Source organism: Nocardioides sp. Root682 (assembly GCF_001427795.1).
Classification (GTDB): Bacteria; Actinomycetota; Actinomycetes; order Propionibacteriales; family Nocardioidaceae; genus Nocardioides.
This window is the reverse complement of sequence record NZ_LMHJ01000005.1, coordinates 180,427-203,646: the sequence shown is the minus strand read 5'-3', so window position 1 is coordinate 203,646 and position 23,220 is coordinate 180,427. Positions and strand designations below refer to the sequence as shown.

18 protein-coding genes are annotated in these 23,220 nt (G+C 69.8%); 7 read left to right on the top strand and 11 right to left on the bottom strand.

Annotated elements, in window-relative coordinates:
- Window positions 1-40 precede the first annotated feature (40 nt).
- The 4 genes from ASD84_RS23705 to ASD84_RS23690 are packed head-to-tail and all read right to left on the bottom strand — an operon-like array spanning window position 41 to window position 4,772.
- The gene (locus tag ASD84_RS23705) at window positions 41-838 is read right to left on the bottom strand and encodes a class I SAM-dependent methyltransferase (RefSeq protein WP_056716667.1); all 798 of its coding nucleotides are present in this window, start codon (window positions 836-838) and stop codon (window positions 41-43) included.
- A gap of 22 nt (window positions 839-860) precedes the next feature.
- Entirely contained in the window at window positions 861-2,231 is a 1,371-nt protein-coding gene (locus ASD84_RS23700; protein WP_056716665.1) for an L-serine ammonia-lyase, read from the bottom strand.
- Between the two features lie 18 nt (window positions 2,232-2,249).
- Complete coding sequence (locus ASD84_RS23695; protein ID WP_056716663.1) at window positions 2,250-4,058, bottom strand: peroxidase family protein; 1,809 nt, start codon at window positions 4,056-4,058, stop codon at window positions 2,250-2,252.
- Between the two features lie 60 nt (window positions 4,059-4,118).
- On the bottom strand, window positions 4,119-4,772 hold the full coding sequence (locus tag ASD84_RS23690; RefSeq protein WP_056716662.1) for a hypothetical protein: 654 nt from the start codon (window positions 4,770-4,772) through the stop codon (window positions 4,119-4,121).
- 180 nt (window positions 4,773-4,952) lie between these two features.
- Between ASD84_RS23690 and ASD84_RS23685 the strand changes: the two genes are divergently transcribed.
- Genes ASD84_RS23685 through ASD84_RS23670 form a run of 4 tightly spaced genes read left to right on the top strand, consistent with a single transcriptional unit; the run spans window position 4,953 to window position 8,853 of the window.
- Entirely contained in the window at window positions 4,953-6,221 is a 1,269-nt protein-coding gene (locus ASD84_RS23685) for a PucR family transcriptional regulator (RefSeq protein ID WP_056716660.1), read from the top strand.
- Entirely contained in the window at window positions 6,221-7,540 is a 1,320-nt protein-coding gene (locus ASD84_RS23680) for a cytochrome P450 (RefSeq protein ID WP_056716658.1), read from the top strand. The genes ASD84_RS23685 and ASD84_RS23680 overlap by 1 nt, the downstream gene beginning before the upstream one ends.
- The gene (locus ASD84_RS23675) at window positions 7,537-8,373 is read left to right on the top strand and encodes an SDR family oxidoreductase (protein WP_056716656.1); all 837 of its coding nucleotides are present in this window, start codon (window positions 7,537-7,539) and stop codon (window positions 8,371-8,373) included. Before ASD84_RS23680 ends, ASD84_RS23675 begins: the two co-directional genes overlap by 4 nt.
- A 24-nt stretch (window positions 8,374-8,397) precedes the next feature.
- Window positions 8,398-8,853 (top strand): helix-turn-helix transcriptional regulator, encoded by a 456-nt coding sequence (locus ASD84_RS23670; RefSeq protein WP_056716654.1) that lies wholly within the window; start codon window positions 8,398-8,400, stop codon window positions 8,851-8,853.
- Here ASD84_RS23670 and ASD84_RS23665 read toward each other — a convergent pair.
- A complete protein-coding gene (locus ASD84_RS23665) occupies window positions 8,850-11,477 on the bottom strand; it encodes an MBG domain-containing protein (protein ID WP_056716653.1) in 2,628 nt (875 codons plus the stop codon). The genes ASD84_RS23670 and ASD84_RS23665 overlap by 4 nt on opposite strands.
- Window positions 11,478-11,619: 142 nt before the next feature.
- On the opposite strand from ASD84_RS23665, the gene ASD84_RS23660 reads away from it, so the two are divergent.
- Complete coding sequence (locus ASD84_RS23660; RefSeq protein WP_056716901.1) at window positions 11,620-12,030, top strand: VOC family protein; 411 nt, start codon at window positions 11,620-11,622, stop codon at window positions 12,028-12,030.
- Window positions 12,031-12,034: 4 nt separating this feature from the next.
- Window positions 12,035-14,398: an ATP-binding cassette domain-containing protein gene (locus ASD84_RS23655; protein WP_056716651.1), complete on the top strand. Its 2,364-nt coding sequence runs from the start codon at window positions 12,035-12,037 to the stop codon at window positions 14,396-14,398.
- A 6-nt stretch (window positions 14,399-14,404) separates the two neighbouring features.
- Here the strand turns inward: ASD84_RS23655 and ASD84_RS23650 are convergent, their stop codons facing one another.
- The 5 genes from ASD84_RS23650 to ASD84_RS23630 form a co-directional block, all read right to left on the bottom strand.
- Complete coding sequence (locus ASD84_RS23650) at window positions 14,405-17,017, bottom strand: DUF4153 domain-containing protein (RefSeq protein WP_056716648.1); 2,613 nt, start codon at window positions 17,015-17,017, stop codon at window positions 14,405-14,407.
- Entirely contained in the window at window positions 17,014-17,742 is a 729-nt protein-coding gene (locus ASD84_RS23645) for a response regulator transcription factor (protein WP_200954707.1), read from the bottom strand. Before ASD84_RS23645 ends, ASD84_RS23650 begins: the two co-directional genes overlap by 4 nt.
- Before the next feature lie 85 nt (window positions 17,743-17,827).
- Entirely contained in the window at window positions 17,828-18,379 is a 552-nt protein-coding gene (locus ASD84_RS23640; protein WP_082574220.1) for a TetR/AcrR family transcriptional regulator, read from the bottom strand.
- Between the two features lie 43 nt (window positions 18,380-18,422).
- Window positions 18,423-19,670: an NADH:flavin oxidoreductase/NADH oxidase family protein gene (locus ASD84_RS23635; RefSeq protein ID WP_056716640.1), complete on the bottom strand. Its 1,248-nt coding sequence runs from the start codon at window positions 19,668-19,670 to the stop codon at window positions 18,423-18,425.
- Between the two features lie 105 nt (window positions 19,671-19,775).
- Window positions 19,776-20,366, bottom strand: coding sequence for a hypothetical protein (locus ASD84_RS23630; RefSeq protein WP_056716637.1), 591 nt, complete (start codon window positions 20,364-20,366; stop codon window positions 19,776-19,778).
- Window positions 20,367-20,531: 165 nt separating this feature from the next.
- Between ASD84_RS23630 and ASD84_RS23625 the strand changes: the two genes are divergently transcribed.
- The gene (locus tag ASD84_RS23625; protein WP_056716634.1) at window positions 20,532-20,993 is read left to right on the top strand and encodes a VOC family protein; all 462 of its coding nucleotides are present in this window, start codon (window positions 20,532-20,534) and stop codon (window positions 20,991-20,993) included.
- 3 nt (window positions 20,994-20,996) lie between these two features.
- On the opposite strand, the gene helR is transcribed toward ASD84_RS23625, so the two are convergent.
- Window positions 20,997-23,156 carry an RNA polymerase recycling motor ATPase HelR gene (gene helR, locus ASD84_RS23620; RefSeq protein ID WP_056716631.1) on the bottom strand — a complete coding sequence of 720 codons (2,160 nt, stop codon included), beginning with the start codon at window positions 23,154-23,156 and terminating at the stop codon, window positions 20,997-20,999.
- Window positions 23,157-23,220 lie beyond the last annotated feature (64 nt).

Below are 23,220 nucleotides of genomic sequence, written 5' to 3'. Positions count from 1 at the left end.
AGTCACAAATCACGGATGTCCTGTCCGTGGAACAGGCGGGTCAGGGTTTCTCGGCGACCAGCTGCCACATGCCGCCCATGCGCAGGAACGGCTCCCGGTCACACAGCGCCAGCTCGAGTCGAACCAGGTCCGCGAAGTACGCCGGATCGTGCTTCGGCCGGTCGTCGGCCAGGCAGTCGTTCGCGATCCGGGCGCCGTAGCGATGGACGACGCGGAGACCCGCAGCGATGAGCTCCTGGCCCATCTCCTCGGCAGCGACCTTGCGGGCCGTCTGGTCGAAGGTGTTCGACGGCATCGTGTCCGCATCGAGCTCGGCCAGGGCTGCGGCCGGACCCTTGCGGGTCAGCGCCATCACGACGCGGCCGTGCGGGTTCGGCGCCATCACCGACACCCGGCCACCGGGACGGACCAGGGCGGCGAGCCGCGCCGCATCGGCGGGGCCGGGGGAGCGGTAGTGCACCACGTTGTGGCACAACACGAGGTCGAAGTCGCGGGCGAGGCCGTCGACCGCGTCCAGCCCGTCCAGTGATCCGGTCCGGGTCGCGATCCCGTCGCCGACACCCGCCGCTTCCGCACGGTGTCGCGCCTCCTCGAGCCACTGGGGCGCTGGATCGACGATCGTCACGTGGTGCCCCGCCGTGGCGAGCGGTACGGCGTCCCGCCCGTCCCCGCCGCCCACGTCGAGGACGCGCAGCGGCCCTCCACCGAGCTCCAGGACCTGGCGCCGCAGCGTCTCCTCGACGACGGCGAACCGGATCCGCCCCCAGGGCGCCTCGGCCCACGCTCGCCAGTCGGCGAGCTTGTCGTCGAACACGTCGGCAGCGCTGTGACCCGTCACTCCTTCGAGGCTAGCCCCGGGCTCAACACTCGATGACGTTCACGGCGAGGCCGCCGCGCGAGGTCTCCTTGTACTTGGTGTGCATGTCGCGGCCGGTGTCGCGCATCGTCTTGATGGCGCGGTCGAGGCTCACCGTGTGGAGTCCCGTGCCGACCAGCGCCAGTCGGGCGGCGTTGATGGCCTTCACGGAAGCGATCGCGTTCCGCTCGATGCACGGGATCTGGACCAGCCCGCCGACCGGGTCACAGGTCAGGCCGAGGTTGTGCTCGATCCCGATCTCGGCAGCGTTCTCCACCTGCTGCGGGCTGCCACCGATCACCTCGCAGAACGCACCGGCCGCCATCGAGCAGGCCGAGCCGACCTCACCCTGGCAGCCGACCTCGGCTCCGGAGATCGAGGCGTTCTGCTTGAACAGGGCACCGATCGCGCCGGCCGTCAGCAGGAACCGCACGATCCCGTCATCGGTGGCACCCGGGACGAAGCGGACGTAGTAGTGCAGGACCGCGGGGATGATCCCGGCCGCGCCATTGGTCGGCGCAGTCACCATCCGGCCCCCGGCCGCATTCTCCTCGTTGACGGCCAGCGCGAAGAGGTTCACCCAGTCCATCGCCCGCAGCGGGTCGTGGTCGTCGGGTGACTCGGTGAGCCGAGCCAGCAGCGCAGGCGCCCGCCGGGGCACCTTGAGCCCACCGGGCAGCACCCCCTCGCTCGCACAGCCCGCGCGCACGCACGCGGCCATCGCCTCCCAGATCTCGAGCAGCCCGGCCCGCACCTCGTCCTCGGTCCGCCACGAGAGCTCGTTGGCCAGCATCACGTCGCTGATCCGCAGCCCGTTCTCCGCGCAGGCCGCCAGCAGCTCACCCGCGTTGTTGAACGGGAAGCGGACCGGTGTCTCGTCGGCCACCACCCGGTCGGCTCCGATCGCGTTCTCGTCGACCACGAACCCGCCACCGACCGAGTAGTAGATCCGCTCACGAAGAACGGCCCCGCTGGCGTCGTACGCCGTGAAGAGCATGCCGTTGGGGTGGCCGGGCAGGGACCGGCGCCGGTGCATGACCAGGTCGTCCTCACCGAAGTCGACCTCGTGGACACCCGCCAGGGACAACCGCTTCGCTGTCCGTACGGCGGCCGCCCGGTCGTCGTACGTCGCGATGTCCACGGTCGCCGGCTCGGCACCCTCGAGGCCCAGGACGACCGCCTTCTCCGACCCGTGCCCGTGTCCGGTGGCGCCGAGGGAGCCGTACAGCTCGGCCCGCACCCGGCCCACGGACGCGATCGACGCGTCGGCGACGAGCCCGTCCGCGAACTGCTTCGCCGCCCGCATGGGACCGACGGTGTGCGACGAGGACGGGCCGATGCCGACCGAGTAGAGATCAAAGACGCTCAGCGCCATACGGCCACCCTAGGCCGGTCACCCCAAGGGCATGTAGGACTTGACGGTGTCGGCGAGCCGGATGACCGGGTTCCTCTTGCCGGGAGGCGCCTCGCCGAGCTGCGGCCACGGCGCGAAGACGCGCTCGACGTCGCCGACCACCGTCTCCAGCTCCGGGTAGTGGCGCAGCATGACGTCCTTCATGCTCGTGTTGTTGACCCAGTCGAGCCCGACCTGCGTGTAGACCTCGGGGCGGTAGTCCTCGGTGAAGAACCGGTCGCTCTTCAGCCGACGCGACGCCATCAGGATGAAGATCCGGAACGCCGTGTCGGAGAAGCCGAAACCCTTCGGCGGCTTCTCGGCCTGCATGCCGATCTGCAGGTCGACGGCGTTGACGTCACCCTTGTAGATCTCGGCGAGCTCCTTGGCCCAGGCCTTGTTCGGGGTGATGTCGTCGAACGACTTGCGTCGCGGCATCCGCAGCACCTCACGGAAGTCGTTGTAACGCGGGATGCCACGCTCGCGGTCACGGACGATGTCGAGCGTGGCCAGGTCGGTGACCTGGCCGTCGACCCGGGTCAGCTTCCGCAGCGCGTTGGGGTAGTTCTTCAGGCACACGGCGCCCGCTGAAGCGAGACCGAAGGAGTACCACATGTCTCCCATCTCCATGGTGTCCATGAAGTCGCGGGTGTACATGCCCTGCAGCTCGGTGAAGTCGCGGTGCTCGAGGAACTCGCCGGACTCGAGGGAGTAGAAGTCCCAGTCGTCGGCGATGAGCGGGTGCATGCGGTAGACCGACACGAACTCCTCGGTCAGCGAGAAGGGCGCGGAGTGGTGGTCCGCGGACGACCCGATGATCCCCGAGAGCGTCTCGCTGTCGCCGATCCGGCCGACCTTGCTGCGGAACGTCTCGCCGAGGGCGCCGTACCAGTTGGCGTACATCCCGATCTGGAGCGCGGGGTGCCGGAGCACGCAGGGCGTCCACTCGACCGTGTGGATCTTCGCGATCAGGGCCGATACGACCAGGACGCCGAGCTCGAACAGGCGCTGGTCGCTCAGCGACGGGTAGGCCTTCTTCAGCTCGTCGCACACCGCGTTGTGCTCACGGGAGAACATCGTGTGCAGCAGGCCGACGCCCACCCAGTAGTTCTCCTTCATACCGGTCAGGTCGATGCCGGGGATGCTGCTCTTGAGCAGGCGCCCGTCGTCGCCGACCTTTATCTTGCCGTCGACGAACGTCCGCATCTCATCCTGGCGGTCCTTGCCGCTGCCGTAGATCTGCGAACCGTCCCACCAGTGGGTCTCCTGGTTCGCGAAGACCGGAGCCGGGCACCCGCTGGCGATCTCCCCACCGTTGATCGGGATCGTCGAGCGGATCCGCATCGGGTTCTCGGGGAAGTCGTCACCCTCCTGGAGCGGGATGTCGATCGTCCGGTCCGGGACACCGTCGCCGTGGAAGAACCAGTTGTGGTTCTCGAACTGCAGCCACGCGGCAGCCAGCCCGTTGATGATCCCCGCGGGCTTGAACTCGTCACGCGCCATCAGCCGCTCGCTGATCACCCGCGGGTCGGGGTCGAGCAGCCGCTTCAGGTCCGGGGAGGTCTTCTCGATCGGCGCGTTGCGGCCGAACCCGGTGCCCTTGGCCCCCATGTGCTTGCAGCCGAGGTCGTTCCAGGTCCCGTCCGCCGTACGCGCACGAACTGCTTCCTCGGGTGGTGCCTCCGTCGCGTCCTCGGGAGGCCTGACCTCATCGGCCTCGAACAGGTTCTTCTCGCGGAGGTCCTTGCGTTCTTCGGCAAGTCCCTTGAGCTGGAGGAGGAGGGAGGGGTTCTGGTGCCACTGGACCATCGGTTCCTGCTTTCTGGAGTACGGCGGCTGTCGTCAGGCGGCTGTGGTGAGGCGGGGTCGTCAGGGAGTGCGCAGCGCGAAGTACCCGATGCGCTCGAAGCGGCCGTCCCCGGTGAGCTTCGGCATCTTGAAGAAGATCTTGCCGAGGTAGACGCCGGGCAGCAGCTCCACCAGCTCGTCCCGGATGCTGCGGATGACGAGCGTCGGGTTGTCCGGGATCCCGGCGTAGTCGATGACCATGACGGTGACGTCGGGATCCTCCACGCCGGGCTCGGGGTAGGTCTCGAAGTCGAAGGCGTTCTTGCCGTCGGCGTCGGTCCGCATCCCGTACAACGGCCAGAGCAGCTTGCCGACCAGGCTCGAGGACTCCGTCATCCGGTTGTCGCCGGAGCCGGCGTCGTTGTCGAAGCGCTTGCCGCGCCAGGGCATCCACACGCTCGTGAGCGCCTTGACTGCCGTGTCGAGCACCCGGTTGGTGGTGGTGGCCACCAGGATCCCCTCGGTGGCACCGTCGAGGCCGCTGGGCGTGCTGCCCTCAGCGAAGAGTGCGTTGAGCTCCGGCTCGGCGGCGGCCGCGTCCTTGCGCGCGACGCCGCGCAGCTCGTCCAGCCAGCCCCAGGCTGCTTCCGCGGCGGCGGCCGCGTCGGTGCCTGTGCGTTCCCTCAGCTCGGCCAGTCGCGCTACGGCCGCTGTTCCTGCGTCCACATCTGACATCGAACCCCCCTACGTCGATGGCCGGGTACCGCTGGTTGGCTGCGCCCGCACCACCCGCTCAAGCGCTCAGTGTGACGAGCAGCACGCACCGGCGTCTATGTGCCGGGCGACACTGATTGGCCCGGAAGACGGTGAGTGAACACATCACGATGGCCGGCCGTCGGCCCTACTATCGGGTCCATGCGCGTCGACGGAGACGGCCGGGCCCACGGTTCGGGAGCAGACGTCCAGTCAGGCGTCGCTGCGCTGGGCCGCGCACTGCTGACCAGGGTCGACGCCCTGGGGGACGATCTCGCCAGGGCCGTCGTGGCGCAGGTGCCGTTCTACGACGAGTCCTCCACGGTGCCGGCCGCCGACCTGCGGGCGAGCTGCGTCGACCATCTCCGCTTCGTCTTCACGGCCCTGGCCGGTGACGAGCACCTGGATCCTTCCGCGGCGGTGACCACCGGTCGCCAGCGCGCGGACGCAGGCGTCCCCCTCGTGTCGCTCCTGGCCGCGTACCGCGTGGGCTTCCGCCACCTGTGGGAACACGTGGTCGCTGAGGGACGCGCAACCCACGTGGACACCGCGACCCTGCTGGCCGCGACCGAGCTCGCGGTCGTCGCGCACGACTCCTTCGCGCACGAGGCGTCGGCGGCACACGGCGCAGTCGTCGCAGCACAGCTCGTCCGGCACGGCGAACGGCGGGCCGCGCTCGTCGACGCGCTGCTCAGCGGACGGGTCGGGGAGCGAACCGCGGTGTGGGAGCTCGCCGGCGCTCTCGGTCTCGGTGTTGCCGGACCGTACGTCGCCGTGTCGATCTCGGTCGCCACCCTCGGCCAGCCCGCGATCGTGGGCATCGAGGAACACCTGCTGTCGCGGGACCTGGCCTCCGTGTGGTTGCTCCGGCCCGAACGCCAGCTCGGCATCGTCGAGCTCCGCCAGTCCGATCGCCTGCCGATGCTCGCCGACCGGCTACGGGGGTTGGCCACCACTCCTGTCGGGGTGAGCGCGCCGTTCGACGACCTGAACGAGGCACGGGAGGCGGTGGTGATGGCCGAGATCGCCCTGCAGAGCGCCCGCGCGGGGGCCGGCACCCTGGTCCGGGTCTTCGAGGACTCGCCGCTCGCCCTGGCCGCCTCCGGGTCGCCCGAGATGCTGCAACGCGTCGCCCGCACGGTGTTCGCGCGTCTCGACGAGCAGCGTCCCACCGACCGCGACCTGCTCATCGAGACCCTCGGAGCGTGGCTGGACGCCGGCGGTTCGACGGCGCAGACCGCCGAGGCCCTGTTCCTCCACCCGAACACGGTGCGCCAGCGGTTGCGCCGGCTCGAGGAGTACACCGGCCGGTCGATCTCGGACCCGCGCCAGGTGGCCGAGCTCTGTCTTGCTCTGGAGGTACGACGGCGCTGGGCCGTCGACCCGAACGTGAACCAACCGATGAAGGAGCAACACCGTGGGGGACTGTGATGGCTAGGACGACCGAGTTTCCGCGCGCATCGGTGATCGAGGGCGTGCGCTTCACGGCCCAGGTCGGCGTCCCGAACGTGATCCAGGGGTTGTTCCGGAAGCGGGAGCTCCCGACGAAGGTCGCCGGGGTCGCGCGGGCAGACCTGTTCGGCTTCATGCTCATCCAGGGCTTGGTCCGCAAGTACGGACCCGGCCCGTTCTACGTCCGCGTGGCCACGGACGAGACGCTGCTGATCAGCGATCCCGCCGACATCGAGCTCGTCCTCGGCGGATCACCCCAGCCGTTCGCCTCGGACCCGCCGGCGAAGAAGGCCGGCATGACCGCCTTCCAGCCCGATGCGCTGACGCTGTCGCGCGACGACCTCTGGCGCAACCGCCGAGCCTTCGCCGAGAGTGTGCTCCAGACCGGCAAGCCGATGCACTCGCTGGGCGCCCGGATGGTGCAGGTCGCCGGCGAGGAGGCAGCAGTTCTGACCGGCGAGATCGGGTACGCCGAGCTCAACGCCTCCTTCCAGCGACTCACCCGGCGCGTCGTGTTCGGCGACGCCGCCGCAGACGACACCGAGCTCACCGACCTGCTGGGCACGCTGATGTCGGCCGGCAACCGGACGCCCGGCAAGGCCGCGAAGGGGTACGACGAGCTCGTGGAGCGGATCTCGGCGTACGTCGACGCGGGTGAGAAGGGCTCCCTGGCCGCCCTGGTGGCGAAGGCCCCGCACGACGAGGAGACCGCGGTGCCGGGGCAGCTGGTGCACTGGCTGTTCGCGATGGGCGACACCCTTCCGGCCAACCTGGCCCGCACCCTTGCCCTTCTCGGCAGTCATCCGGAACAGCGCCGCGAGGTCTACGCAGAGCTCGAGGGCGTCGACGTCAGCGACGCCAAGGCCGTCGCCGCCCTGGACTACCTCGGCGGGACCATCCAGGAAGCGATGCGGTTGTGGCCGACCACGCCGATGTTCGGGCGCGTCGCGACCACCGACGTCACGTTCCCCGACGGCCGCGTCCTTCCGGCAGGCACCCAGGTGCTGTTGTCGAACCTGTTCAACCACCGCGACCCGGACCGGGTGCCGTATGCCGACCGGTTCGCGCCGGGGGAGTGGGCGAGCGGAGACGCCGCGAAGTCGTGGTCGTTCAACTTCTTCAGCCATGGCCCGCAGGGTTGTCCGGGAGCCGGCATGTCGGTCTTCCTCGGCCAGGCGTTCCTGGCAGCCCTGCTGCGGCGCGCCACGCCCGCGCTGGTCAGCCCCTCGCTCAACCCCACCAAACCGCTCCCGCACGGGCTGGACCTCTTCGCGATCCGGATCGGACTCACCGCATGAACGACCTGACCGGCCGTACCTTCCTGGTCACCGGCGCCAACACCGGCATCGGCAAGGAGACCGTTCGTTCGCTCGCGGGCTGTGGCGCCCGTGTGGTCCTGGCCGGCCGGTCGGAGGAGAAGACGAAGGCGGCGATCGATGAGATCGCAGGGGAGACCGGCAACACCGACCTCGACTTCCTGGCGCTCGACCTGGGTGACCTGACGTCGGTCCGCAAGGCCGCCACCACCTTCCTCGAGTCCGGTGAACCGCTGCACGTGCTGATCAACAACGCCGGGCTCGCCGGCGCGAAGGGCCTGACGGACAGCGGCTTCGAGCTCGCCTTCGGGACCAATCACGTCGGCCCGTTCCTGTTCACGGAGCTGCTGCGTGAGCACCTGATCGAGAGCGGTCCCGGCCGGATCGTCAATGTCGCGAGCACCGGGCACTACCGGGCCAAGGGCATCGACTGGGACGCCGTACGACACCCGGCGGTCTCACGGACGGCGTTCGACGAGTACTGCGTGTCGAAGCTCGCAAACGTGCTCCACGCCCAGGAGCTCGCGCGGCGACTGCACGGCACCGGCGTGACGACCTACTCCCTCCACCCGGGCGCGATCGCGTCGGACGTGTGGCGGGAAGTGCCGATCGGTCTGCGCCAGGTGCTCAAGCTCTTCATGAAGTCGACGGCCGACGGCGCTCGCACCTCGTTGTACTGCGCGACGTCGCCCGACGTCGCCGGCGACTCGGGGCTCTACTACGACAACAGTCGCGAGAAGGCACCGTCGAAGTACGCCACTCCCGAGCTCGCCGACGAGCTGTGGCGCCGCAGTGAAGCCTGGGTCATGGCCTGAGGGGTTCTTGAGCGGCGTGGAATCATGTCGGACGTGAGCAGCGGACCGGACGCCGAGCACCTGCGCCAGCTGGCTCGCCTGCGACGGGTCCGCGACCGGATCGACCGGGAGTACGCCAAGCCGCTGGACGTCGAAGCGCTGGCACGTGACGTCCACATGTCGGCCGGGCACCTGAGCCGCGAGTTCAAGCGCGCCTACGGCGAACCGCCGTACTCCTACCTGATGACACGTCGCATCGAACGGGCGATGGCGCTGCTGCGCCGGGGCGACATCAGCGTCACCGACGTCTGCTTCGAGGTCGGCTTCTCCTCGCTCGGCACCTTCAGCACCCGGTTCAGCGAGCTCGTGGGGATCTCACCGAGTGCCTACCGGGACGAGGCGGCCGCCGAGGCCGCCGGCCAGACACCCACCGAACCCCCCTCCTGCGTGATCAAGAAGGCCACCCGGCCGGTACGCAGGGGAGGGTCGGTGACGTCCTAGAGGATGCCCTGGTACTTCGACCCGGCCAGCAGGTTGCTCGTGCCGGTGAACCGCGCGGTGTAGCCGGAGAGCTGGATCTGGGTGAGCACCAGGCCCGCCACGCTGCACGAGGCCTTGCCGTCAGCTCCGGTCACGGCGGTGCAGGCAGCCGTGTTGGAGGAGCCGATGGTGAAGTTGACCGTCGCGCCCACGACCGGCGTGTTGGCCGCTCCGTAGGTGATCGTCGCCGAGAGCACGCCGCTGGCCTGCTTCTTGGTGGTGATCGTCGCCGGCCCCGTGGTCACCGTGAGCGTGCTCGGGTTGAACCCGGCGAACGAGTAGTTCTGTGCGTCGAGCGTCCCCTTGGCCACGGTCAGCGGGTAGCTGCCCGCGTCCGACGAGACCGTCGCGGTGGTGCTGAACGCCGGAGCGCCGCTGAGCACCGCTGCCGTCTGGCCGTTGCGGAAGCCGGTGAAGGTTGCCGAGTAGGCGGGCGGCTCCGCGCCGAACGCCCTGGTCGCGGGGTCGGCCGACACGATCAGCTGCTGCTTGGTCACGGTGAACGTGCCGGGCTGGTAGCTGAACGTGTAGTTGGCGGCCGTCAACGTGCCCGCGGTCGCGGTGATCGGGTAGGTGCCGACGTTGCTGCTCACTGCTGCCGTCGTCGTCACCGCCGGAGCACCGTTGATGTCCGAAGAGTCGTCGTCGTTGCGGAACCCCGAGAACGTGTAGGCGAGCGGCAGGTTGCCGAACCCGTAGACCCGGCTCGTGTCGCTCGGCGTCACCGTCAGCACGGCCTTGAACACCCAGAACGACTGCGACTTGTAGCCGCCGATCGCGTAGTTGGCGTTCGACAGGACGCCGCCGCTGCACGAGGCGGGATCGATCGCGTACCCGACACCGGCGGCGAGCGTCGGCGCGATCGCGGCATCGGTCAGCGCCGTGCAGGTCACGCCGGAGACGGTCACTCCCGAGACACCGGAGTTGCCGGCGAAGGCGGGCTGGCCGCCGTAGGTCTGCGCACCAGCGACCGACACGGTCACCTGCTTCGGGGTGACGGACAGCGTTCCCGGGGCGAACACGAACCGGTAGTTGGTGGACGTCAGGGTGCCGACGGCCGGGGTGATCGGGTAGCTGCCGACGTTCGAGCTCGCCGTCGCGGTGGTGGACAGCGCGGGCGTACCGCTGATGTCGGAGGCGTCGTCGTCGTTCTGGTAGCCGGTCACCGTGTAGCCGAACGTGGGGTTCGCGGCGCCGTAGCTTCGGCTGGTGTCGGTGCCGGTCACCGTCAGGACGGCCTTGAGCACCCAGAAGGACGTCGACGAGTAGCCGGCGACCTCGTAGTTGGAGCTGGACAGCTGGGCGCCGCTGCAGGTCGCCGGGTCCAGCGCGTAGGAGGTGCCGACGGTCAGGGTCGGCGCGATCGCGACGTCGCCGGTCAGGCCGGTGCAGGTCACGCCCGAGACGGTGACGCCGGCGACTCCGGACTTGCCGGAGAAGGCGGGGGCGCCGCCGTAGTTCTGGGCGCCGGCGACGGCCACGGTGACCTTCTTCGGCGTCACGGCGAGCGCACCGGGCGTGTAGACGAACCGGTAGTTGGTGGACGTCAGGGTGCCTGCGGCCGGGGTTATCGGGTAGCTGCCGACGTTCGAGCTCGCCGTCGCGGTGGTGGACAGCGCGGGCGTGCCGCTGATGTCGGAGGCGTCGTCGTCGTTCTGGTAGCCGGTGATCGTGTAGCCGAGGGACGGGTTCGCGTCGCCGTACTCACGAGTCGCGTCCGAGGCGGTGACGGTGAGGGCCGCCTTGAGCACCCAGAAGTACGACGACTGGTAGGACCCGATCGCGTAGTTCGAGCTCGACAGCACGCCACCGCTGCAGGTGGCGGGGTCGACGCCGTACTCGGTGCCGACGGTCAGGGTGGAGGAGATCGTCGAACCGCCGAGCAGTCCGGTGCAGGTCACGCCCGTCACGGTGACGCCGGCCACGCCGGTCTTGCCGGAGAACGCCGGCTGACCGCCGTAGAACTGGGCGCCGTTGACCGTGACGTCGACGAGCTTCGGGGTGACCGACAGGGCGCCCGACGAGAAGGCGAACGAGTAGTTGTTGCCCGTGGCAGCCAGGGTTCCGACAGCAGCCGTGATCGGGTAGGAGCCGACGTTCGACGACGCGGTGGCGGTCGTCGACAGCGCCGGAGCACCGGTCAGGACGGACGAGTCCTGGCCGTTGACGAAGCCCGTGATGGTGGCGCCGAGCGACGGGTTCGCGTCGCCGTAGACCTTGGTCCGGTCAGCAGCCTTGACGGTCAGCGGTGCCTTGTAGTTGTTGAAGGTCGAGCCGGTGTAGCCGGCCACCGTGTAGTTGGAGTTCGAGAGCGTGCCGCCGCTGCAGCTGGACCCGAGGATCGTGTAGGCGCCCGCGGAGACGGTCGGCGCGATGGTGGCGCCCGTGGTCAGCTTGGTGCAGGTCACGCCCGAGGCGGTCAGGCCGGCGACACCGGTCTGCGCGACGAAGGCAGGCTGCCCACCGTAGAACTGGGCCCCGATGACGGTCAGCGTCACCGGGATCGGCGCCGCCTGGGCTGGCGTTGGCAGGCCCAGCACCGCGAACACCATCGCGGCAGGCAGGAGCAGCTTACGGAGCAACATCGCAGATCTCTTTTCCCCATGGCGTGCGACAGACGGCGCGGCTGAACCTAACACCGCTGTCGGTGCCCCGTCCGGGAATCGGCGATGTATTGATCAGGAATGGAGAAGCGGCTGCCTGGAGGCCGGCACTAGCGTGAAGCACATGGACATCAGCATTCAGCACAGCTTCCTCCCGCACACCGATGCCGAGGCATCGCTGGCCTTCTACCGTGACGTTCTCGGCTTCGAGGTGCGCAACGACGTCGGCTACGGCGACATGCGGTGGATCACCGTCGCGCCGACCGGCCAGGACGCGCCCTCGATCGTTCTCTCGCCGCCCGCCGCCGACCCCGGGATCACCGAGGACGAGCGCCGCACCATCGCCGAGATGATGGCCAAGGGCACCTACGCCACCGTGGTGCTGAGCTCCCCTGACGTGGACGCCACCTTCGAGAAGATCCAGGCCACGGGCGCGGAGGTCATCCAGGAGCCCATCGACCAGCCGTACGGCGTCCGTGACTGCGCGTTCCGCGACCCTGCCGGCAACCACGTCCGCATCAACCAGGCAGGCTGACCAGATGACCAGTTCCCCCCACGCAGCAGACAGCCACGACCTGATCCGGGTCCAGGGCGCGCGGGAGAACAACCTGAAGGACGTCAGCGTCGAGCTGCCGAAGCGGCGCCTGACGGTGTTCACCGGCGTCTCCGGCTCCGGCAAGAGCTCGCTGGTGTTCGCGACGATCGCCGCCGAGTCGCAGCGGATGATCAACGAGACCTACAGCACCTTCGTGCAGGGCTTCATGCCAAACCTTGCGCGACCCGAGGTCGACAACATCGAGGGTGTCACCACCGCGATCCTCGTGGACCAGGAGCGGATGGGGGCCAACGCCCGCTCGACCGTCGGCACTGCCACCGACGCCAACGCGATGCTGCGCGTGCTGTTCAGCCGGATCGGCGACCCGTTCATCGGCCCGCCCACCGCGTTCTCGTTCAACGTGCCGACGCGGAAGGCGAGCGGCGTGATGAGCACGGAGAAGGCGGGCGGCAAGGTCGAGAAGAACGTCGTCCGCCAGGCCATCTACCTGGGGGGCATGTGCGCCGAGTGTGAGGGCCGGGGGAGTGTGTCCGACCTCGACCTCACCCAGATCTTCGACGAGGAGAAGTCGCTGATCGAGGGTTCGATCCTCGTGCCCGGCTACACGGCCGACGGCTGGATGGTGGCTGCGTTCAAGGAGGCCGTCCCGGCCGACATCCCGATCAAGAATTTCACGGCCGCCCAGCGTGAGGACTTCCTGTACGCCGAGCCGCGGAAGGTGAAGGTCGACAAGATCAACATCACCTACGAAGGCCTGATCCCCAAGATCCGCAAGTCGATGTTCAGCAAGGACGTCGACTCGTTGCAGCCGCACATCAAGGCCTTCGTCGAGAAGGCTGCGGTCTTCGCGCCCTGCCCCGCGTGCGAGGGCACCCGTCTCAACGAGGCGGCCCGGTCCTCCAAGGTGAACGGGCTGGGGATCGCGGACGTGTGCGCCATGCAGATCACCGACGCCGCCGACTGGGTGCGCGCCATCAAGGACCCCTCGGTGGCGCCGCTGCTGGGCAACCTGCTGCACCTCTTCGACTCGTTCGTCGAGATCGGCCTCGGCTACCTGTCGCTGGACCGCCCCGCCGGGACGCTGTCGGGAGGAGAGGCGCAGCGCACCAAGATGATCCGCCACCTCGGATCGGCCCTCACCGACGTCACCTACGTCTTCGATGAGCCGACCATCGGCCTGCACCCGCACGACATCCAGCGGATGAACAAGCTGCTCCTCGAGCTGCGCGACAAGGGCAACACGGTGCTCGTGGTCGAGCACAAGCCCGAGACCATCAAGATCGCCGACCACGTCGTCGACCTCGGACCTGGCGCCGGTACGGCGGGCGGCATGGTCACCTTCGAAGGTGACGTCGCCGGACTGCACCGGTCCGACACCCTCACCGGCCGGCACCTCAGCTACCGGGCCGAGCTCAAGTCCGAGGTGCGCACGGCATCGGACCAGCTGGAGATCAGGGATGCGTCGATGCACAACCTGCAGGACGTCTCGGTCGACATCCCGCTCGGCGTCCTGTGCGTCGTCACCGGCGTCGCCGGGTCCGGCAAGAGCTCACTGATCCACGGGTCGGTCGCGGGCGGCGAGGGCGTGGTCGTGATCGACCAGGGCGCCATCAAGGGCTCGCGCCGGAGCAACCCGGCGACGTACACAGGACTCCTGGAGCCGATCCGCAAGGCGTTCGCCAAGGCCAACGGGGTGAAGCCCGCACTGTTCAGTGCCAACTCCGAAGGTGCGTGCGGGAGCTGCAACGGCAACGGCATGATCTACACCGAGCTGAGCTTCATGGAGACGGTCGCGACCCTGTGCGACGAGTGCGGCGGCAAGCGGTTCCAGGCCTCGGTCCTGGAGCTCACCTTCGGCGGGCTCAACATCGCCGAGGTCCTCGACCTGCCGATCACCGATGCCCACGCGTTCTTCGCCGAGGGTGACGCGAAGACGCCCGCGGCCGCGTCGATCCTGGGTCGGCTGGAGGACGTCGGACTGGGCTACCTCAAGCTCGGCCAGCCCCTGAACACGCTGTCCGGCGGCGAGCGCCAGCGGATCAAGCTGGCCATGCGGATGGGGGAGAAGGGCGGCGTCTACGTCCTCGACGAGCCGACGACCGGGTTGCACCTCGCCGATGTCGCCAACCTGTTGGGGCTGCTCGACCGCCTGGTCGACTCCGGCAAGTCCGTCATCGTGATCGAGCACCACCAGGCCGTGATGGCGCACGCCGACTGGATCATCGACCTCGGACCCGGCGCCGGCCACGACGGCGGTCGCGTGGTGTTCGAGGGAACACCCGCCGAGCTGATCAAGGACGGGTCCACGCTGACCGGCGAGCACCTGGCGTCGTACATCAGCGGGTAGACCCGCTCAGGGGCGGTGGGGCGGGCAGAGCTCGTCACCCTCGGCCCAGCCGATGCTCCGACCGTCCATCGCGTCGGCGGCCCGGCTGCGGCCGAGGTTCCACTCGAGCAAGTCTCCGTCGGGCACCTCGCGGCCGACCAGGGCACAGCTGCGCAGCCGGTCCGGCAGCTCGGCGAACGCGGGAACAGCGTCGGAGGAGAGCTGTTGGAGGTAGGTCCAGTCCATCCGGCCGCTCTCCTCGTAGCGGTCGATGTTGCGCGCCGCGATCCAGGCGTCGGGGTTGACCACGGCCAACCCGACGATCGCGCACGCCCCGCTGAGCAGGGCGAAGCGGGCGAACCACATGGCGCGCAAGGACGAACCGGCAACCAGGACGGCGAGGAGGAGCAGTCCGAGCCAGCCCTCGAACACGTCGACCAGCAGGCGCATCCGGGTGAGGCCGTAGGCGTCCTGGTAGAGGCTGAGACGGTGCAGTGCGGACCCGACGACCACCATGGCCTGGAGGCAGAGCAGGCCCAGCGAGACACGCAGCCAGAGCCGGTCGGACGCGTCCTCCCTCCGCGCCTTGCGCGCTGCCGCCCAGATCACCATCAGGGTCAGCGCCGTCACGACGGTGAGCTGACCGAAGCCCTGGTGGACGTATTCGGCGTAGGTCAGCCCGGTGGTGCGGCGCAGGTAGGCGTGCCCCCCGAAGACCACCGTGGCCTGGGCCACCAGGAAGGCAGCGAGCACAGCGTTGACCACCAGCACCGGCGCCAGCCACTCGAATCGGTGGATCGTGGTCCGGACAGGCCTGGGACCGCCCCCGACACGGGGCGGGTTGAGAGCCAGGTAGGCCGCGGCGAGCACTGCCCCGCCGACAGCGACTCCGACGAACACGCGGAGCACGAAGGTGTCGATGGTCAGGTCCGGCACGAGGTCCTCGACCCAGGAGGCGAGCAGCGCGTCCGCCGACCCCAGCAGGGCGCCGAAGACCAACAGGCCCAGAGCGGACCAGACCAGGGTGCGCAGCAGAGCCGGCCCGCGACCGAGGTTGGTGACCCCGACCAGGCCGGTGAGGGTCCGACCGAGCCAGGGAAGTCCACGCAGGCCGGACAGCGGCCAGGCGAGGCCGGAGAGCACGAAGTCCGGCATCGAGCGCCCACGGGTCACGCCGCACAGGCAGACGACACCGCCGACGAAGAGGCTCAGCACGACCACCCACTCGGCATCGCGGATCACCGTGGTGGCGGCGAGCAGCACGCACAGCGCAGCGCAGGCGAGGGTGAACGGATCCCGGCGGTGGCGGCTTGCGAGCAGGACGACGCCGCCCGCTGCGAGCAGCACGATGAAGGCGGCGAGGCCGAGCTCGCGGAACGGCAGGAGCAGTGCGGCCAACAGTCCGGTGCCGGCTGCCCCGATCAGCAGGCGGCTGCTCGTCGGGACGTCCCGTTCGGGCCAGAAGGAACCGAAGAGGTCATCGAAGATCGGCCGCGGCGCGGGCGGAGACGCTGGGTGCTGCGGCGGCAGGGCGACCTGGGCGACCCGGGCGTACGGGCCCGGACCAGACGTCTCGGGTGTCGTTCCCGGCTCGGGCATGGTGCTCTCCTCGGTCTCTGTGGGCAGGGAGTGGCGATCGGCAGGTTGCAGGGGGAGGGACACCCGCACGCGGGCTCCTCGGCGACCGGGCTCGGGATCGACGAACCCGATCGTGCCGCCGTGCAGGTCGGTGACCCACCGGGCGATCGCGAGGCCGAGGCCGGTGCTGCCGCCCTCGTCGCCGCTCAGGGTGCCGAAGGGTTCGAACGCGCGCTCGCGGTCCGGTGGTGCGACGCCCAGGCCCTCGTCGTGGACCTCGAGGAGGTAGCGCTCTCCGGTCGTGACCACGCTGACGAGAACTGTGCCGCCCGACGGGCTGTGCCGGCTGGCGTTGTCGAGCAGGTTGGCGACCAGCTGGCGCAGCCGGGCGGGATCGGCGTGGACGGTCAGGTCGGCGGGGGCGACCCGCACGTCGTACCGCACGTCCCGACCGAGGACCTGCGCCTCCGCGACCGCCTCGTCCAGCAACGGAGCCAGTGCCACCGGCTCTGGGGTCAGCGGTGCTTTTCCGGCGTCCACCCGGGCGAGGTCGAGGAGGTCCTCGACGAGTCCGGCCAGACGCTCGGCCTGGCCCAGCGCACTCGCGAGGGTCTCCGGGTCCCGGGGAGCGACGTCGTCGACGAGGTTCTCCAGCACGGCGCACAGCGCGGTCAGCGGGGTGCGGAGCTCATGGCTGACGTTCGCCACGAGCTCGCGGCGCTGCCGGTCCACGGAGGCGAGGTCGCGCGCCATCGTGGTGAAGGCCCGGGCGAGCTGGCCCACCTCGTCGGTGGACGGCGTGGTGATCTCGACGCCGTAGTCTCCCGTCGCCATGCGGCGCGCTGCCTCGGTCATCTGGCGCAGCGGCGAGGTCATCCCGACGGCGAGCAGCTGGGTGACGGCGAGAGCGAGCACGATCGTGACCGGCAGGCCGAGCCAGACCGGCACGCCGGCCGCGCGGCCGATGCTGGCCACGACTGCGGCGAAGGTCACGCTCGCTGCCACGAGCAGGCCGAGCTTGACCTTGATGGACGTGATGCCGGCCAGCGGCTCGGCACTCATCGAGCGGTCTCCGGCACAGGAGGTGTCCCTGGCGTCCTCGGCGTCTCCAACGCGTAGCCGACGCCGTGTGAGGTCCGGATCCGATCCGCCCCGATCTTGGCCCGAAGTGCCTTGACGTGACTGTCCACGGTGCGGGTCCCGGAGCCGCCCGGCCACCCCCAGACCTCGGCGAGCAGGCGCTCGCGGGTCACGACCGCGCCGGGGGTCGCCGCCAGGCAGACCAGCAGGTCGAACTCGGTCGGGGTCAACGCGACCTCGTCGTCGCCTCGCCACGCCCTCCGGGCCGCCGCGTCGATCCGCAGGTCGCCGAGCCGGACCTCCCCACGACCGGCACGGTCCGCGGCGAGGTCCGCCGCCCGCTGGACGCGGCGCAGCAGTGCGGCCACCCGGGCCACCAGCTCCCGCATCCGGAACGGCTTGGTGAGGTAGTCGTCGGCGCCGACGCCCAGCCCGACGAGGACGTCGGCCTCGTCCACGCGAGCGGTGACCATCAGCACCGGTACCGGTCGGTCGGCCTGGATACGGCGACAGACCTCGAGGCCGTCGTACCCCGGCAGCATGACGTCGAGCACCACCACGTCGGGGGAGTGCTCGGCGTACGCCGCGACGGCGCCGGGGCCGTCCCAGGCGCGCACCACGTCGTACCCCTCGGCGACCAGCCGGTCCGTGACCGCCTGGTTGATCACCGGGTCGTCCTCGACGACGAGGACTCGCGACATGCTCATGCGAGGAGGCTACGAGCGTGGACGGTCCGAAGTGGTGTGCGACGTGTGGAGATTCCGTGCAGATCGGGGCGAGCGCTCCGACCGGTCAGCCGCGACCGGGCGTTCGCGCGGCCTCGACCACCCTGACCAGTTCGTCGGCGACCCGCACCATCGGCTCGCTCGAGCGCTGCGCGAGGCCGACGATCACAGCGCCTTCCACGGCCGACAGCAGGAGGCTCGCCAGCGAGGCGGTCCGGTCGGCCGGGACACCGGTGTGCACCAGCCAGGCCGCTACGGCGTCGGTCCAGTCGGTGAAGGCGCGGGCAGCGATCTCGCGGGCTCCGGGCTCGACCTCGCCCCCGAGAGCCGCCGCGACGACCGGGCACCCGGCTGCGTAGTCGCTCGCCTCCGCCTCGGACCGCCAGACCGCGACGATCAACGGAATCGCGTCACGGGGCTCGAGGTCGGCGAGGGCGAGCAGTCCCTCGGTGTACTCCGCGACTGCTCCACGGACAGCGTCCTCGACCATCTCCGACCGGCCACCCGGGAAGTAGTGGTAGAGCGAACCGCGGGACGTACCGGCCTCGGCCACCACGTCGAGCATCGTCGTCCCCGCGACGCCGCGACGGCACAGCAGGTCCCGGGCAGTGCGGACCATGCGCTCCCGCTTCGCCGGATCAGACCGTCGAGCCACGGCGGCCTCAGAGCCCCCGGCGACCGACGCGGACGCTGTCGCGGCCGTTGCGGACGAGGTACTGCGCCACGTTGAACGCCGGGTGCCGGCGCGGAGCAGGCTCCTTGCCGTCGGCCATCCGCCACATCTGGACCGTGTACGTCGTCAGCTCGGTGAGACTGTCGATCAGCCGGATCCCGCTACGGCGCGGACGGACGTGGCTGGTCGTCGTCGTGCCGTCGAGGAGCTGGCCGGGCACGTCGGGCTCGACCGTCAGCGGACGCCCGAGCCCCACGACGTCGATGGCGCCACTGGTGACGGCGTCGTTCATCGCCTCGGCGCTACGGAAGCCGCCGGTCAGCATGAGGGGCAGGTCGGGGAGCTCCGCGCGGACGCGCTCGGCGTAGTCCAGGAAGTACGCCTCGCGCTTGCGCGTGCTGTCCTTCAGCGACGGGTCGACACCGAGCATCGCGGCCGAGGAGTAGGTCCCACCCGAGATCTCGAGCAGGTCGATCCCCTCAGCGGCGAGAGCGTGGACGACGGCGATCGACTCGTCCTCGGTGAACCCGCCTCGCTGGAAGTCCGCGGAATTGAGCTTGATGCCCATGGCCGCGTCGGGACCGATCTCCGCGCGGATCGCGCGGGCGACCTCGATCACGAACCGGCGGCGCTTCTCCGGGGTGCCGCCCCACTCGTCGGTCCGCTGGTTCGCGAGGGGAGAGAGGAACTGGCTGACGAGGTAACCGTGGGCGCCGTGGATCTGGACGCCGTCGAACCCGGCGCGGACCAGGATCCCGGCGGTCGTGGCGAACCGGCGGATGATGTCCTCGATCTCTTCGTGGGTCAGCTCCCGCGGCTCGGCGAACATGCCGGCGCTGCCGGCCACGGCCACCGCTGACGGAGCGACCGGCTTCGGGGTGAGGCTCCGCGGGGCCTGACGGCCCGGGTGGTTGATCTGCGCCCAGGCCACGGCGCCGTTGGCCTTGATGATCTGCGCCCACTCGACGACGTCCTCGAACGCGCGGTCGTCCTCGACCACCACGTTGCCCGGCTCACCGATCGCCCGACGGTCGACCATCACGTTGCCGGTGATGACCAGCCCTGCACCGTTGTCCGCCCAGCGCCGGTAGAGCGTCTTGATGCGGGTACCGGGGGTGTGGTCACGACGCGACAGGCTCTCGCTCAGGGCGGCCTTGGCGATCCGGTTGGGGAGCACGGATCCGTTGGGCAGGGTGAACGGCTGGTCGAGGGCGTCGACGGTGGTGGTCTGCGTCATGGCGTTGACTATGCAGGACTGCATAGGAAATGGCCAGCGGCGAGCCGCGAGACCTGGCTCACCACCGTCGACGGCGGATGGTGCTCAGTGCTCCTCCTCCGCGGCTCAGCGGCTGGCGAACCACGGGTGGTGCAGGTCGTAGAAGGTCGCTCCCTTCATGGCGTACTCGAGCTCTCCACGGACCTCGGGAGGTGGCTCGACCTGTTCGCCCGCACGCGCGGCGTCCTCACTGGCGAACGCGACGGTCTCGGTGAAGGTGCCGTCAGCCTCGATGGCAAGGGTCGCCCCGAGGATGTCGGGCCGCATCTCGTGCAGGCTGGTCGCGTCCGCGAGCAACGCCTTGAGCCGGTCCGGGTCGTCCACACGCCCGCGGATGACCTGGACGAAGCCGGCCTGGTCCGAGCCGCCGTCCATGAGCAACGTGACGTCATCGCAGTCGTGGAACTCGAGCGGGCCGTCCATCAGTGCATTCAGCCGTTCGGCCCATTCGCCCTGCTCGGGCCGGGCCGAGTTCTCTGCCGCGGCGTCGCGCGACTCGAAGCGGACGATCGCCATCAACTGGTCGTCGTCGGTGAAACCGTAGGTGCCACCGAGCCAGCCGGGTGCACCGGGGGAGAAGTCGCTACGCCACTCGTCGAGCAGCGCGTGGACCTCGTCCTGCCGTGTGCACGCGCCCTGGATGATCTGGATGAACACTGCTGCCTCCTCGGTCGATGGGTGTGAAGAAGACCGGTCGAGGCGTCCCGGACCCCGGCCGGGCCCATCTCGCAACGTACGCCGATCGCTCGGCTCGCACCATGGCGAAAGCGGGGGATTCCTGCCGTAGAGCCGATTGTCGGCGGCGGCGAGTAGAACGGAGTCATGAGCCGTGACCTCCAGATCACCTTCGACGCCCACGACCCGCGCGCGCTGTCCACCTTCTGGCGCGACGTCCTCGGCTACGTCCATCCCGGCCCACCCGGCGTCGTCGTGCCGGACGGTGGCGACCCCTTGGCCGCCTGGGACGAGTTCCTGGCGCAGATCGGAGTCCCGGAGGACCAGCGGAACTCCCGGTCGGCGCTCGATGACCCCGACGGCGTCGGACCGCGGCTGTTCTTCCAGCTGGTACCGGAGGAGAAGGTCGCCAAGAACCGGGTCCACCTCGACGTCCGGGTGGCACCGGGCTTGCTGGGAGACGAGCGGATGGCTGCACTCGAGGCCGAGTGCGAGCGACTGGTGGCGCTGGGCGCGATCAGGGTCCAGCGCCACGAACCGGCGCCGCCGATGGAGACCGGCTTCATCGTGATGACCGACCCTGAAGGCAACGAGTTCTGCCTCGACTGAACCTCAGGTGCCGGTGAGCACGACCAGCCGCTGCGTGGCACGCGTCATGGCGACGTACCGGTCGACCGCGCCCTCGACGCCGGTCCCGAAGGTCTCGGGGTCGAGGAGCACGACGAGATCGAACTCCAGGCCCTTGGAGTGCTCCGGAGACAAGGCCCGCACCCGCCGCCGGCCGTCGTACTGCCCGTCCTCGCTGCCCGCCGCGATGACACACGCCGTCCCGTCGGCGTGCTCGGTCAGCCAGCGGTCGAGGACCTCGTTGATGTCGGCCGTCGATCCATGGAGGACGGGGATGCCGCTCCGGCGAATCGACGTCGGCACGTTGGCGTCCGGCAGGACGGCCCGGATGACCGGTTCGGCCTCCGCCATGACCTCCTCCGGAGTGCGGTAATTGATGCTCAGTGACGCCATCTCGATCCGGTCGAGGCCGACCTTCCTGAGCCGCTCCTCCCACGTGTCGGTGAACCCGTGCCGGGCCTGCGCGCGGTCGCCGACGATGGTGAAGCTGCGGGACGGACAGCGCACGAGCAGCATCTGCCACTCCGCGTCGGTGAGCTCCTGCGCCTCGTCGACGACCACGTGGGCGAACGGTCCAGCCAGCAGGTCGGTGTCGGCCTGGGGGAGTGCACCCTCGTCCACGAGGGCGTCGCGGATGCCGTCCTGACGGAGCTGGGCCATCATGCCGTCCTCGTCGTCGAGCTGGAGCAGGTCGTCGACCACGTCGTCCATGCGCTTGCGTTCGGCGGCGACCGCCGCTTCGTGCCGGCGACGGCGCCGCGACTCCTCCGGGTCTCCAAGCCGCAACCGCGCCGCGTCGAGGAGCGGCAGGTCGGAGACCGTCCAGGCCTTCGGGTCGGCGCGTCGCAGGAGCTTGACCTCGTCGGGCTCGAGCCACGGCGCACACATGCGGAGGTAGGCCGGCACGCCCCAGAGGTCGCCGACGAGGTCCTCGGGGTCGATCAGCGGCCAGGCCTTGTTGAACGTCGTGACGAGGTCGCTGTTCTGCAGGAGCGCCCGGCGCAGCATGTCAGGCGTGACGTCGTCATCACCCTCGAACTTGTCGACCAGGATCGTGACGAGCTCCTCCCACACCTCGTCGCGGGCCTCGTTGTGCGGCGTGCCGGCGTCAGGCGCCTCGAACGCCTCGGCCCAGTCGTGCTTGCTGAGCCACAGGTCGGCCCACGGCGTCTCCACCTCGCTGCCCACGCCGGGTGGTTCCTCGTACAACCGGACCGCCGGCTCGATCGCCGCCACCATCGCAGCGCTCGCCTTGAGCCGGGCCACCTCCGGATCGGTCTCCGGCTTCGCGGCCGCGCCACCGGGCACGAGGTCCAGCACCGTGCAGGTCTGGACGCCGTCCTCGCCCAGGCTGGGAAGCACGTCGGCGACGTACGCGAGGTACGGCTGGTGCGGTCCGACGAACAGCACCCCGCCGCGTCCGTCCCCGAGATGGGGGTCGGAGTAGAGCAGGTACGCCGCACGGTGCAGCGCGACCACGGTCTTGCCCGTGCCGGGACCGCCGTCGACAACGAGCGCACCGCGCGACGACGCGCGGATGATGGCGTCCTGATCGGCCTGGATGGTGCCCAGCACGTCGCGCATCTGGGGCGAGCGACTGCTTCCCAGGCTGGCAACGAATGCGGACTGGTCGTCGAGCGCCGCATTGCCCTCGAGCCCGTCCGGCGTGAACACCTCGTCCCAGTAGTCGCCGATCCGGCCGAGCGTCCATCGGTAGCGCCGGCGACTGACCAGCCCCATGGGGTTGGCATGGGTCGCGCCGAAGAACGGCTCCGCAGCGGGGGAGCGCCAGTCGACCAGGAGTCGGCCGCCGCCCTTGTCTGTGAGGCCGAGCCGGCCGACGTACAAGGCCTCGCCGTCCTCACCGACCATTCGACCCAGGCAGAGGTCGAGCGTGTAGCGCCGAAGCGTGCGCAGTCGCGCGGCCAGGCGGTGCACCTCGAGGTCGCGATCCATCGCTTCCTGGCCGATGCCGCCCGGCGCCTTCCGCTCCTGGTCGAGGCGCTCGGACAGGTCGGCGATCGCCTCGTCGAGGCTGGTCCGGATCGCCTGGAAGTGGCGTTCGTCGTCGGCGATCAGCGCAGGGGCGTTCTTGGCGGCAAGGTGGTCGGGAAGGGCGAACGCAGTGGTGATTGCGTCGGTCAAGTGATCAGCTCCGGGGCAGTTTCGTGGCGTGGAATCGGGGATTCTGCCCTGACAGGAGGGCCTT